This window comes from Pedobacter westerhofensis (genome assembly GCF_900182595.1).
In the GTDB taxonomy this organism is placed as follows: Bacteria; Bacteroidota; Bacteroidia; order Sphingobacteriales; family Sphingobacteriaceae; genus Pedobacter; species Pedobacter westerhofensis.
Genome location: NZ_FXTN01000009.1, coordinates 99,723 through 113,038, shown reverse-complemented (window position 1 = coordinate 113,038; position 13,316 = coordinate 99,723). Strand labels below are relative to the sequence as shown.

The 13,316-nt window shown below is 43.7% G+C and carries 10 protein-coding genes; 7 read left to right on the top strand and 3 right to left on the bottom strand.

Features of this window, described 5'->3' with window-relative positions; all coding sequences use genetic code 11:
• Positions 1-113 precede the first annotated feature (113 nt).
• Together FN831_RS17695 and FN831_RS17690 are read left to right on the top strand one after the other, a co-directional pair.
• Positions 114-3,590 carry a TonB-dependent receptor gene (locus FN831_RS17695; RefSeq protein WP_221931353.1) on the top strand — a complete coding sequence of 1,159 codons (3,477 nt, stop codon included), beginning with the start codon at positions 114-116 and terminating at the stop codon, positions 3,588-3,590.
• A gap of 66 nt (positions 3,591-3,656) precedes the next feature.
• A complete protein-coding gene (locus FN831_RS17690) occupies positions 3,657-5,381 on the top strand; it encodes a RagB/SusD family nutrient uptake outer membrane protein (RefSeq protein WP_142529519.1) in 1,725 nt (574 codons plus the stop codon).
• A 526-nt stretch (positions 5,382-5,907) separates the two neighbouring features.
• Here FN831_RS17690 and FN831_RS17685 read toward each other — a convergent pair.
• Positions 5,908-7,284, bottom strand: a complete 1,377-nt coding sequence (locus tag FN831_RS17685) for an aspartate kinase (RefSeq protein WP_142529518.1) — start codon at positions 7,282-7,284, stop codon at positions 5,908-5,910.
• 381 nt (positions 7,285-7,665) lie between these two features.
• Between FN831_RS17685 and FN831_RS17680 the strand changes: the two genes are divergently transcribed.
• Positions 7,666-8,631, top strand: coding sequence for a DNA/RNA non-specific endonuclease (locus FN831_RS17680; RefSeq protein ID WP_142529517.1), 966 nt, complete (start codon positions 7,666-7,668; stop codon positions 8,629-8,631).
• A gap of 13 nt (positions 8,632-8,644) precedes the next feature.
• Here the strand turns inward: FN831_RS17680 and FN831_RS27745 are convergent, their stop codons facing one another.
• A complete protein-coding gene (locus FN831_RS27745; RefSeq protein ID WP_185960523.1) occupies positions 8,645-8,818 on the bottom strand; it encodes a hypothetical protein in 174 nt (57 codons plus the stop codon).
• 185 nt (positions 8,819-9,003) lie between these two features.
• On the opposite strand from FN831_RS27745, the gene FN831_RS17675 reads away from it, so the two are divergent.
• The 4 genes from FN831_RS17675 to FN831_RS17660 all read left to right on the top strand — a co-directional run bounded on the left by FN831_RS17675 (position 9,004) and on the right by FN831_RS17660 (position 12,172).
• Complete coding sequence (locus FN831_RS17675; RefSeq protein WP_142529516.1) at positions 9,004-9,906, top strand: glycerophosphodiester phosphodiesterase family protein; 903 nt, start codon at positions 9,004-9,006, stop codon at positions 9,904-9,906.
• A 400-nt stretch (positions 9,907-10,306) separates the two neighbouring features.
• Positions 10,307-10,513, top strand: a complete 207-nt coding sequence (locus FN831_RS28450; protein WP_394348328.1) for a response regulator — start codon at positions 10,307-10,309, stop codon at positions 10,511-10,513.
• A 136-nt stretch (positions 10,514-10,649) separates the two neighbouring features.
• Positions 10,650-10,994 carry a hypothetical protein gene (locus tag FN831_RS17665; RefSeq protein WP_142529514.1) on the top strand — a complete coding sequence of 115 codons (345 nt, stop codon included), beginning with the start codon at positions 10,650-10,652 and terminating at the stop codon, positions 10,992-10,994.
• A gap of 224 nt (positions 10,995-11,218) precedes the next feature.
• Complete coding sequence (locus FN831_RS17660) at positions 11,219-12,172, top strand: bifunctional helix-turn-helix transcriptional regulator/GNAT family N-acetyltransferase (RefSeq protein WP_142529513.1); 954 nt, start codon at positions 11,219-11,221, stop codon at positions 12,170-12,172.
• On the opposite strand, the gene FN831_RS17655 is transcribed toward FN831_RS17660, so the two are convergent.
• On the bottom strand, positions 12,123-13,295 hold the full coding sequence (locus tag FN831_RS17655) for a cysteine desulfurase family protein (RefSeq protein WP_142529512.1): 1,173 nt from the start codon (positions 13,293-13,295) through the stop codon (positions 12,123-12,125). The two genes, FN831_RS17660 and FN831_RS17655, sit on opposite strands and share 50 nt — an antisense overlap.
• Positions 13,296-13,316 lie beyond the last annotated feature (21 nt).

Genomic DNA, 13,316 nt, shown 5'->3' with positions numbered 1-13,316 from the left:
CTGACCAGACTGCGGCAATTGTTCACCCTTAATCCAGTAAACATATGAAATTTTTTAAACACCCCAAAATGGGTGTAATGGAGAAGTATTGGCTACTAAAGTCTCTATTAATCATGAAATTAACAACCTTATTAATCATTCTGTTTAACTTAAATGTCGTTGCAAGTGGCTTCTCGCAGACGAAGGTTACACTTAATATGAAATCTGCCGATTTTAAGAAGGTGATTTCCTCTATACAGAAGCAAAGTGACTATCACTTTATCTATAGTGAAAGCAACCTCCCGACGATCAGAAGAATCGATATCAATGTGCAGAATGCGGAAGTGCCGGGGGTTATTGCCAACCTCCTGGCCAATTCTGGCTTTAAGTTCAGCGAACTGCCTAATCACTTGATCGTAATATCTGCAACAGGTACGGAAATGGCAGTTGTTAAATTCACAGGTAAAGTTGTGGATGAGAAAGGACAACCACTTCCGGGGGCAACGGTGAGGATCAAAGGAGCCAAAACAGGTGCGTCTACCGATACGAATGGTTTCTTTACCCTCGATGCACCGGATAATTCAATACTTACAGTTAGTTATATCGGTTATAATGATAAAGATGTGACTGCTTCCGGATCAGCGCCCTTGCTGATTGCACTGGTACCCGAGGCCAAAAGCCTTACCGAAGTTGTGGTAGTAGGTTACGGTACACAAAAGAAAGTAAACCTGACTGGCGCAATTGCTACCGTCAGTGCAGATAAACTGGACAGCCGCCCGATGGTTAACCTCGGTGACGGATTACAGGGGCTGATTCCCAACCTGAATGTAAACCTGAACAGCGGACAGCCGGGACAGGGAGCGAGTTTTAATATCCGCGGACTGACTACTCTTGCGCCGGGTTCTACAGATCTGACTACCACTTCACCATTAATCCTGGTAGATGGGGTAGCACGCGATCCCAATCTGATCGACCCGAATGATGTGGAAAGCGTAACGGTATTAAAAGATGCGGCTTCTGCATCAATTTACGGTAGCAGGGCCGCAAATGGGGTGATGCTGATCACCACCAAATCCGGTAAAAAAGGACCAACAAGGGTTACGTATTCAGGATCTTACACCATCTCCCGCCCTACCCAGCTGGCAGACCAGGTAAATTCTGGTGATTACATCAAGATGTTCAATTATGCCAACAGGTCCGGCCAGCAGAGCGGTGGATATACCACAGATCCTTTTACTGCCCGGGATTCAACCCTGGCTGCCGCATACAGAGCTGACCCCGCCAACAATCCTACGGGTTATCCTGATCCGGGAAATCCAAAAAAATACAGGTATGTTGGGAATACCGACTGGGTGAAAGAATTATACCCGGGCTGGGCCCCGCAGCAGCAGCATAATGTATCAGTGTCTGGTGGTGAAGAAAAAACAACTTACGCCGCTGGTATGGGCTACTTTAAACAGGAGGGACTGCAGGAAAGTGCCAAACAGGTTTACCAGAGATATACGCCCTCTTTAAAAGTGAATACTGACGTTAACAAATGGCTGACCTTCAATTTCAATATGTCCTTAACGCATATTGACAATGACCAGCCTGCGGCAACAAGGATCAACCAGGGTGGCCCGGGCAATGGCAGCTGGCTTACAGCAGGTTTACCGCCAACCATGCCGATATTTAATCCTGATGGCAACGGCCATTACGCAGGGCAGGGAAATTACACTAACCCTATGGCTGTAAATGCACTTTCCGGCCGCGATATTGATAACCAAAATGATTTCTGGACTACCGGCAGGATCATCGTTAAACCGGTAGACCATTTAAGTGTAGTTGCTGATTATACCTTTAACACCTTCTCAGAATTTGAAAAGGCAAATATGATCCCCTATAATGAATATGGCGTAGACGGTCAGTTCCTGAGCGTATTCCCATGGACCAATCCATCGCAGGTTTCAGAAAACAGACAGAACAACACTTATAAGTCGTTAAATACGTATGCTACCTATGAAAATACCTTTGCCGGCAAACATTATGTTAAAGCCCTGGTTGGTTACAACCAGGAATATTACCACTACCGACTCAGCAATGCTACGGCAAGGAACCTGATTGACCCAACGCTTCCCGCGATCGGGATCAATACCGATACCAAGCCAGTGGTTGGCGGAGTGGAAACAGAATCGGCACTGATCGGCAGTTTCAGCAGGTTAAACTATATCTATGATAACAGGTACCTGATTGAAGTAAATGCACGCTATGACGGATCTTCAAGATTCCCGGCAAATGACAAATATGTATTTTCACCGTCGGTTTCATTGGGCTGGAACATCGCCAACGAAGCGTTCATGAAAAACATCAAAAACACCGTAAATGAACTGAAGATCAGGGCTTCCTACGGTCAGCTGCCCGACCAGCTTACCCCGGGCAGGACCAGATCTGTACAGGACAGAAATGGTGCAATGCCTGGCGCGATATCCTATGGCAATATCAGTTCATATGCACAGTATCCTTATATCCCAACACAGCTGACCGGAACAGTGCCTTACCTGATCGGTGGACAACCGGGCACGACTGTACGCGCACCAACATTACTGAGCTCTAACCAGACCTGGGAAAAGGTACAAACAAAAAACATCGGACTCGACTTTGCATTTTTGAATGACAAGCTGAACGGAAGCTTTGATTACTTTATCAACAATACAAAAGACATCCTGGTAAACAGCCTGCAGCTGCCTGCAGTCTTGGGTGCTGCTACCCCGCCATCCAACTCGGCAGACCTGCGCTCGAAAGGCTGGGAACTGAGCTTAAACTGGAAGGATAAAGCGCTGGACGGCGATTTACATTATGCAGTAACGCTGAGTCTTTCTAACAACTCAAATACAAAAGTAACCAGGTATGCCGGAAACCCTACAAACAACCTAGGCGACTTCAGGGTAGGACAGGAACTGGGAGAAGTTTGGGGATATACCAACAACGGATACTACAAGACCGATGCTGAAGCACAGGCTGTTGATAACTCAGCGCTTGCCGGGTATAAATGGCTGGCCGGAGATATTAAATATGCCGACTTAAACGGTGACGGAAAAATCAACTATGGCAACAGCACGCTTGCAAACCATGGGGATTTGAAGGTGATCGGTAACCAGACTCCGCATAACCGTTTCGGCCTTAACCTGAATGCCTCTTACAAGTCATGGGATTTTACCACCTTCTTTCAGGGAGTATTATCGCACAGGTTTTATCCAAATGAATATACTTTTTATGCCTTCAGAGATGACGAGTACAGTATCCCATCCACCTATTCGACAGATTACTGGACACCTGAAAACCCGAATGCCTTCTTCCCGAGAGTACGTTTTTCCGGCGGTGGCAACGAACAGGCACAGGATAAATATCTGCTGAACGCAGCGTATGCCAGGGTAAAACAGATCACACTGGGCTATACCTTACCTAAAGTGCTGACCAACAAAATGAAGATGCAAAGGCTAAGGGTATACGTAACCGGTGCAAACCTGTTTACCATCACCTCGCTGAACAAAAATTATGATCCTGAAGTGGTTGGGTTTAACACCTACCCGCTCAATAAATCAATAGCTTTTGGTTTACAGGCATCACTCTAAATGTTTCGATGCTGCTTGCAGCAAGCAGTTTTAGGTATAGTATTTAAAGATTAAGAAAAAATTGACATGAAAAATAAACATATATTATATACAATATGTGCGCTGATGATCTCAATGGTATCCTGCAAAAGGGATAGCTACTTAGACCGGGCTCCCCTGAGCGATATCAGCCCGCAAAAGTTTTTTAAGAACGAGACAGATCTGCAGTTGTACTGTAATCAATATTATAGTGCCCTTCCACAGCAGAATTTTCTGCGGATGGATGATAACTCCGATGACAAGGCCAACCAGACGATCAGTACACTTTTGGCCAATACCTATACTGTACCATCGGCAGCAAGCTCAACAGATCTTCCGGGCACGGGTGCCGTGAGTGCAGGTACAACACCGGTTGCCGGCACTGGTACAAACTGGAACTTTGCGCTGATCAGGACCTGTAATTTCTTTCTGGCCAATTATTCCAAGGCAGACCTGCCCGAGGCAACAAAGAATGTATATGTAGGTGAGACGCTGTTTTTCCGGGCAAATGATTTCTGGAAAAAAGTAAAAGCCTTTGGCGATGTTCCCTATGTAAACAAGTATATTACGGATACGTCATCAAGTGTGCTTTATGGTGCACGCATGCCACATCAGCAGGTGATGGATTCGGTTTTAAAAGACCTGAACTTCGCAGTAGCGAACATCCCTGTTACGCCTTCGCAGGATGGCCGTTTAACAAAATATGCCGCACTGGCACTTAAAGCCCGTGTATGTTTGTGGGAAGGTACGTACAGGAAGTATTTTAACGCAGGTGACCCTACGCCTTTCTTACAGGGTGCGGTTGACGCTGCTGAGCAGATCATGACTTCCGGATTATTCAAAATTTATAACACCGGCCACCCGCAAACAGATTACTACAACCTGTTCATCCAGGAAGAACTGCAGGGCAATTCTGAATGTATTCTGCCGATGCGCTATCTGCTCAATATCCTTACCAGTGATATCGACAGGCAGCTGGGACAGTCGGGTGACGGTTACAGTAAGAACTTCGTCAGATCGTTTCTGTGTACAGACGGTTTACCCTACTCATTAAGCCCGCTGTATAAGGGCGATGACACTCCTGATGATGAGGCGCAGAACCGCGACCCGCGTTACAAACAGCAGATCGCTACCAGGGGATTTGACCTGCTGAACGGTGATCTGATCACCCTTCCACGTATCGGTACCACCAATACTTCTACAGGTTACCAGTGTATCAAAGGCCGGTCTAACAGCCAGCTTGCCTGGACAGCTTCGCAGGATACCTACGATTTCTTTATCTTCAGATATGCAGAAATATTGCTGATCGATGCTGAGGCCCGTGCCGAACTGGGTTCATGTACGCAATCTACGCTTGATAATACCATCAATCTGCTCCGCGACCGCGTTGGCATGCCGCATATGGTGATTGCTGGGCTTGTTAAAGACCCTAAGTCTGACTTCCCTGCGCTTCCGGTATTGCTGGACGAGATCAGAAGAGAAAGAAGAATTGAACTGGGCTCTGAAGGATTCCGTTTTGACGACCTGCACCGCTGGAAAGCCGGTACGCTGATCAATAACCCGGAGACCATCCTGGGCATGAAATTAACGCCGGCACTGAAAGCTCAGTACCCTGCCTCGCAGGTTTCCAATATCACCGTGGATGCCAATAATTACATCCGCGTGTATCCTAATTTTACTGCACGTGTATGGAGCGATAAACTTTACCTGTTCCCTATTCCTACAGGAGAGATTACTTTGAACCCGCAACTGAAACAGAACCCGGGCTGGTAATTAACCTGATTGCTTTACCATAAGGGGCCATATCATTTGATCTGGCCCCTTTTTGATATCTATATATCAGAATATACAGATATCAAAATATATCTTTTGTGCATGAACATAATCCCCATCTTTGGGCATTGTAGCAGGCCTTTATTTTCCTGAAGTTTACACTGTAAAATATCCTTATTTCAATTTCCCCGGGGTGCCTCTGGTACTTACCAGAGTCGGGGTGATAGGTTAGTTAATAACGTAAAAGCCGGTCACTGTGGATGCAGACCGGCTTTTGTTTTTTTTGACATTATCACCTTTTTCGGGGATTTTATGCAGTGTTAATTATGCAGACTTTTATATCAATCATTCAAGATTATCCATGATTGATTTCAGAGCGTGAACTGAAATTGATATGGAGATAGGTAATAACAGAAAGCCGGTTTTGTGGATGCAAAACCGGCTTTTCTATGGATTAAAAAAGGGACCAAGGATTTGGCACAATCGGTTTGTTACTTTGAAGTTCATGACTGATAAAAAGAAGATGCTATTGCATTGCTTTATTGAGCGCAATGATGGCAGTTTTGAAATCTTCGCGGGCAACTAAAAACTGTATATTGACTTTTCTGAGCGCAAAGCCGGCACTTTTGATATTCACACCTGTTTCGGTCAGCGCGTAAGCACTTTTAGCCAGCAGACCCGGCTGATCCATATTGGAGCCAAGCAGACATACCATCGCCACCTTTTCAACTGTCACCTTTTCAAACTTGCTTTCCAGGTCGCTGATCAGTTTCTTATCAAAATCGCGCTCCCAGATAACAATTGATATGCTGTTTGCACTGGTGGCCTTAAAAGTATAACTTAGCTTGTGGTTAAAGAAAATCTGCATAATCTGCAGGTCACTTCCAACGTTCCCTACCATCAGCGGATCGTACACATCAATGATCAATAATTTATCTGTACCGGTGATCAGTTCCACGCGTTTATGCACAGAGACAAATTCACGGGTAATAAGCGTGCCGGGGTGCGCGGGTTCAAATGTGTTCTTGATACGGAGGTTAACTCCATTGATCTCTAAGGGTTTCGAAGCCTTGGGGTGGATTGCCTCCATTCCTACATCAGCAAGCTGATCTGCAATATCGTAATTGGTATACCCAACCGGGATGCAGTTTTCAATGCCCACCATGCCAGGATCAGCAGTAGACAAATGGTATTCTTTATGGATGATGGCTTCTTCAGGCTTTAGAAACTCGGCGATTTTACTGAAAGTAACTTCAGAATATCCCCTGTCAAATTCGCGCATGATCCCTTCAGTACCTTTGGCATAGCCCGTAACGATACAAATGGTTTTTGCGAAATCGATATTTTTAAACGCCTGTTTTATTCTCTGGTCAATCGTATAGGGAAGGTGATCACCAAAACCGCTCAGGTCAACAAGCCTGGTATTGATCCCCTGATTTTGCAGGATATTGGTAAAGTTAAACGCAGAATGGCTTTCGCCGATAGAAGCCAGGATTTCTCTTGCAGCCTGTAAAATGCCTTCACGGCTTACGTAACCGGAAGCCAGAATATTAGACAAATTCTCCAGATAGGTTTGCGCCTCCATGATATGCTTTTCAATAAACTGATCGGCCACGTTGAGATCCAGCCCCAGCTCTGCATATTTCTTATTAATCGCCTTTAATTTTACGATCAGGTCTTTCAGCGGTTTATGAAAATTCTGATGTTTCGCTATCCGGTGATAAACACCCGGCGCACCCGTTTTTTTATTCTCCAGCAGCAGGTCTGTCACACCCGAAAATGCTGATACTACAAATATCCTGTTGTATAACTGTTCGCCCGTACGTTCAAACAAAATAATATTTTGAATGACATCTTTGAGGGCACTCATCGAGGTGCCGCCTATCTTTTCTACTGTTAACATGGTATAAATAAATGAATAATCAGGCCATACGGAAAGGATGACCATATCGCTGGCCTAAAATATCAATTTTCTGCCAGATCCGGTGATGTTTTTAACATTATGCAGTGCCCTGCGTGGAAACAGCAGCCACAGCCTATTTGAGTAAGGAGAAAAGCGAAGCCCTGAGCATCTGCTGCAGAGCTTCTATTTTGGTGTGTGTTTTTCTTTAATATTAAAGGTATATACTATTATTGTAATATCCTAAATTTTTTAATAACATAATTATAAGTTTCCAATCAGCACATAAAATTAGCAGAACAACCTTTAATAAAGAGCAAAAAAACGTTTTAACAATTTGATAACTCCCGGTTTAATTTAGCTTTGCAGGAATCAGATATTGCAATGAACTATAAAAAGATATTATTCCCTGTTACTTTTTGTATATTATTATTGTGCGAAAGCAGCTGTCAGCAGTCGCAGCAAACCGACTTTAATACCTATGGGCACAAAGCAACAGCAGACACGCTCAGGACTGCCGAAACTGATTCGCCGGATACATCAGGGCTGTTATTAAAATCCCTTCCTGAAAGGAAGCCGGACGTCCAAGTCCAGGACAGCACAAGCCAGATTCTGCTCGGAAATCCCAGCGGAGCAACCAGCAGCACGGCGAACGCAGATAATTACCTGATCGATCACCGTTATTACGTTGAGAGTTACAGCAGGTCTAAAGGAGCTCCAAACTGGGTGAGCTGGCATATCGGAGCAGAGGACCTTGGTAAAACTGAACGTCTAAATAATTTCAGGCCAGACACCAGTCTTCCGGAGGGATGGTACGAGGCAGACAATACAAGTTACAAAGGTTCTGGTTTCGATAAAGGCCATAACTGTCCGAGCGGTGACCGGACCAGCTCTACCGCCGCCAATTCATCTACATTTCTGATGGACAACATGATTCCACAGGCACCAAATAATAATCAGCATACCTGGGAGCACCTGGAAAGCTACTGCAGGACCCAAGTAAAAAAGGGCAATGAGGTGTATGTGATTATGGGCAGCTATGGCAGCGGAGGTACCGGTAAAAACGGTTATGCACAGACGATAGACAATGGCAACATCAAGGTGCCTTCCAATATCTGGAAAGTTGTAGTGGTTATCCCAGAAGGCAGTAATGATCTGCAAAGAATTAATGACAACACCAGGATCATCGCCATTGACACACCTAACGACAACGATATCACACCAAACTGGATGAACTATCTGTGCACGGTAAGAGATATCGAAAAAGCAACAGGCTACGATCTTTTATCTGCTTTACCAGTGGCTTTGCAGAACCGGGTAGAGCTCAGGAAATTTAAAGGCGGAAACTAATCTGATAAAGAATTTACTCCCCTGCCCTGTTGCGTTTAATTCTGATCGAGAATAACGGCCTGATCAGATATACCACAGTAGCAAGAGCTGCCAGGGACAGCGCAAAGTGAAATTCAGGATTATTTTCTTTATACCAGACAAGTGCAGTTACAGCTATAACTGCGATTAAACTCAATAGCTTTTTCATTTTATATTTTTATTGTTCTGCAAATTTGGTAATAATCTGGTTACAATACAATATGTCCGGATAAATTGCCTGAATTTCCAAATGAATTGAAATTGCGCTGACAAATCACCGCGTGAATGATCTTAACACTATGTTAATATGCGTAGTCAAATGTTCAGCTACCTTTGCGTTTTAAAGATTAAATCATGAAACTGCTTTTTCAACTTACTCCAATAATCATTATACCGTTGTGCGCTTTAACGACAACAGCTCAGGTAAAAGAAACTATCAAACAGCTGCACGATCCGGCAAGTAAAAAGGTAATGGTTGTTTCACATCGCGGCGACTGGCGCAATGCGCCTGAGAACTCTCTTGAAGCATACAAACTGGCAATAGAAATGGGTGTTGACATGATTGAGACAGACCTTGGCAAAACAAGCGATGGAGTGATTGTAATCATGCACGACGGCACTATAGACAGAACAACCAACGGAAAAGGAAAACCTTCAGATTATACGCTGGCAGAGCTTCGCAAATTTCATTTGAAAAACGGGCTGGGCAGAGTTACCAACCATACCATCCCTACATTAGAAGAAGTAATGTTACTGGCGAAAGGTAAAGTAATGGTCAACCTGGATAAAAGCATTAAATATTACAATGAGGCTTATCAAATTCTTAAGTCAACAGGAACACTTGAGCAGGCTTTATTCAAAACAGAGCTAAGCTATCCGGAGCTGAAAGAACTTTACCCGGCTATCCTTGACAGCATTACCTTTATGGCCGTAGTAAACCTGGATAAACCCGGTGCAAGAAAAATTATTGAGGAATACCAGAAAGCAGTTAAACCTGTTGCCTTCGAACTTAACTTTGGAACTGATACCTCAGCTATTCTGACAGACAATAGTTTTATCCCCGCACATGGTGCAAAAATCTGGTACAATTCTCTTTGGGCAAGCCTTAACGCCGGTCATGAAGATGACCTGGCTTTTGATTCGGGAAATACCAAAGACAGCTGGGACTGGCTGATCAGTCATGGGGCTACAATTCTGCAGACCGACAGGCCGTTGATGATGTTGAATTATTTGAGAAAACGATCTTTGCATAAATAATGTTACGCCGGAAAATTGATGCAGCAGCCATTTGAGCCCTGGGGGATAAATTTATTCTTAACAGGGAGAACAGCTACACATGTTGTAACTTTACATTGGCTTAACATCGTATCATCAGCCCTTTCGTAATCTTGCAGGTGCGCTTTTTAAACTTCCGATTTCTAAAATCTTTCAAGGCCAGGCTCCTTTTAAGCTTCTTTTCTTTTATCCCGGTTATCCTGATCTGGCTGTTTACCTACCTGTTTATCAACGCGCAGCAAAGAAACCTCAGGATTTTTGCAACCAGCCTCAGCAGCATTCAGATCCAATATCTCGAAAGCACAGCTTACCTGCAGAAATTTATGCTTTCAGTTTTTCATGACCCTCTTTTTTAAAAACAGGTAAACATTCACTTCTTGGCCTGCGTAATTTTGATGCGGTCCTCATGGACATACAAATGCCCCAAATGGACGGACTGGAAGCTACCCAGGCAATACGGAACAGCAGAATGAAACAGCCTGTTCTCATTGCAATGACAGCGAACGCAATGCAGGAAGATAAGGACGCATGTTTGAGGCTGGGTATGAAGATTACCTATCAAAACCGATTCATATTGAAAACCTGCTGACATGCCTCTCGAAAGCAGCAGAAATCAGGATGGCTGTATAGTCTTCCTTAATGTTAAGGAAATCAAATTATTTAACATAATAATAATATTAAAGACACATTAATATAACATATATTTGGGACAATAGCACAGATATATGAAAAAAAGTAAGCTTAAGTCTCTGGTTAAATCGGCCAGAAAAACCGCAGAAAAAGACATCAGATCAAGTTTAACAAACAGCTTAAATGAGATAGCAGCCCAGTTTGGAGAAGGATCAAAAAAACTCAGCAAAGACATCACGAAGGGATCAAAACAACTGGCGAAGAAACTTGCCGCTGACATTAAGATTGATAAGGCGTCATTTATCAAAAAAGAAGATGCAGCGATCATTGAAACTGATCCTCAGCCACTGTCAAGTGTAGTAGTAAAAGAAGGCGCACAGGCAGCACCTGCAAAGACTAAAAAAACCAAAGCAGTGAAAACTGAAGAAGTTCAGTTATAACGGTAAAAAAAATAAGACATCCATCCTTATCGTAATTAAACAGTCCCCGATCAATAAAGGACTGTTTAATACGAATCAATTACTATCGCAGGAGCCAATTATATATCTTGTTGAAGAGCTTGTAATGTCATTCCAATCTTAAATTTATAATACACCCATGGAAAATAAGCAGCACTTGTGTACATTTACGTAACCAGTTACATAATTACATATCATATATACGCATGGAGTTTTTTGATAAGGTTGGAAAAGTGGCAATCGGCAGCAGGCTGCGCATGCTCACAGAAAAAATAACCGAAGACGCGGCACATATATATAGCCTCTACGAAGTTGACCTGCAACCAAAATGGTTCCCGGTTTTTTATGTTTTATCGCAGGGCGAAGAAAAGACAATCACAGCAATTGCCAAAGAAATCAGGCATTCTCATCCTTCAGTGAGCAAGATTATTACCGAGATGTCCAGGAAGGGACTGATTATAGAAAAGAAAGATAAAGCTGACGGAAGGAGAAACATTGTGAAGCTTTCCAAAAAAGGAAATGAGATCAATGATAAAATCCAGCATCAGTTTACCGACCTGGAATCGGCGATTGAACAGATCTCGGATCAAACCAACCATAATTTATGGAAGGCAATTGAAGAATGGGAATTTATCCTGGAGCAAAAATCCCTGTTTACCAGGGTAAAAGAGCAGCGTAAAAAACGTGAAAGTGAAAATGTTAAAATTGCAGACTACACCCCAGAATACCAGTGGGCCTTCCGCGCCTTAAATGAAGAATGGATTTCTACCTATTTTAAGATGGAAGCCGCTGACTATAAAGCCCTCGATGATCCTGAGGGATATATCCTGAGCAAAGGCGGATGTATACTGGTTGCGCTGATAGATAACGAACCTGTAGGCGTATGCGCACTGGTAAAGATGGATGATCCGGACTACGATTATGAGCTTGCAAAAATGGCCGTTTCACCACGTGCACAAGGGAAAAATGTGGGATGGCTTCTGGCCCAGGCTATTATTCAAAAAGCAAAAACATTGGGTGCTGCCAAAATATATCTGGAAAGCAACACCCTTTTAAAGCCTGCGATTAACCTTTATCATAAACTTGGTTTTGAAAAAGTTGCCGGAAGGGCTACGCCGTACGAACGTTGTAATATTCAAATGGAGCTGACGATTGTTTAAAAAGATCTGCCAGCTTATCCACAACATAATCTACCTCTTCGGCCGTATTGTACCTGCTGAAAGAAAATCTGATTGTGCTGCGCGCAGGATCAGTGCCCAATGCTTTTAACACATGGGAGCCTGCAGTAGAATGACTGCTGCAGGCGCTGCCGCCCGAAGCACAGATCTGGAAAATATCCAGATAATCAAGAGGAGAAACCCCTGTATGGGTTTGTGGAATGGCTGTGCTCAGCACTGTTGATAAACTCAGATTTTTTTGTGCAGAGTTTCCATTGAACTGTACGCCCGGAATTGAATTGGTGAGTTTCAGGATCATCCTGTCTTTCAGATCGCTGATATGTTTTTGATAGGTATCCCTGTTTTCGTAGGCTATTTCCAGGGCTTTTGCCAAACCTACTATGCCTGTGACATTTTCAGTTCCGCTGCGCTGGCTGCTTTCCTGTGAACCTCCATTGATAAACGGACGGATGGCCTCTGCAGAACGTTTGTATAAGAATCCGACGCCTTTTGGCCCGTGGAACTTATGTGCCGAGCCTACAAGAAAATCGGCTTTGAGCTTTTGTGTATCGTATAAATATTGACCCATGGTCTGTACAGTGTCTGAGTGAAAAACAGCACTGTACCTGCTACAGACTTCGGCAATTTCATCAATATCATTCAGGTTGCCCACTTCGTTATTTCCGTGCATTACAGAAACGAAAGCCCTTTCGCCCGCAGCCAGCAGTTGCTCCAGATGGCTAAGCGACAGGTTTCCGCGTTCATCATGCTGCAGATATACCAGTTCAATCTCTCCGTTCTGCTGAAGATGCTTTAATGTATTCAAAACTGCATGATGCTCAAAAGGCGTAGTAATGGCCAACTTAATTTGATTTCCGCGGATTGCAGACAAGATCGCTGTATTATCAGCTTCGGTACCGCCCGAAGTAAAAATGATATGTTCTGCTGTGGTATTTAACAGTTCTGCAATTACTTTCCTAGACTTCTCTACGGCAGTTTTCGCATCCCTTCCGCAATGATGCGCAGAAGAAGGATTACCAAAATTCTCGAAGAAGTAAGGCTGCATAGCCTGGAAAACATCAATGCTTAGAGGTGTAGTTGCTGCGTTGTCAAGATAAATTTTCATTCCATCAATTTTTAAAGGTGA

Coding starts and splice junctions, on each gene's coding strand:
- FN831_RS17695 (WP_221931353.1), top strand. CDS start 114: ATGAAATTAACAACCTTATTAATCATTCTGTTTAACTTAAATGTCGTT.
- FN831_RS17690 (WP_142529519.1), top strand. CDS start 3,657: ATGAAAAATAAACATATATTATATACAATATGTGCGCTGATGATCTCA.
- FN831_RS17685 (WP_142529518.1), bottom strand. CDS start 7,284: ATGTTAACAGTAGAAAAGATAGGCGGCACCTCGATGAGTGCCCTCAAA.
- FN831_RS17680 (WP_142529517.1), top strand. CDS start 7,666: ATGAACTATAAAAAGATATTATTCCCTGTTACTTTTTGTATATTATTA.
- FN831_RS27745 (WP_185960523.1), bottom strand. CDS start 8,818: ATGAAAAAGCTATTGAGTTTAATCGCAGTTATAGCTGTAACTGCACTT.
- FN831_RS17675 (WP_142529516.1), top strand. CDS start 9,004: ATGAAACTGCTTTTTCAACTTACTCCAATAATCATTATACCGTTGTGC.
- FN831_RS17665 (WP_142529514.1), top strand. CDS start 10,650: ATGAAAAAAAGTAAGCTTAAGTCTCTGGTTAAATCGGCCAGAAAAACC.
- FN831_RS17660 (WP_142529513.1), top strand. CDS start 11,219: ATGGAGTTTTTTGATAAGGTTGGAAAAGTGGCAATCGGCAGCAGGCTG.
- FN831_RS17655 (WP_142529512.1), bottom strand. CDS start 13,295: ATGAAAATTTATCTTGACAACGCAGCAACTACACCTCTAAGCATTGAT.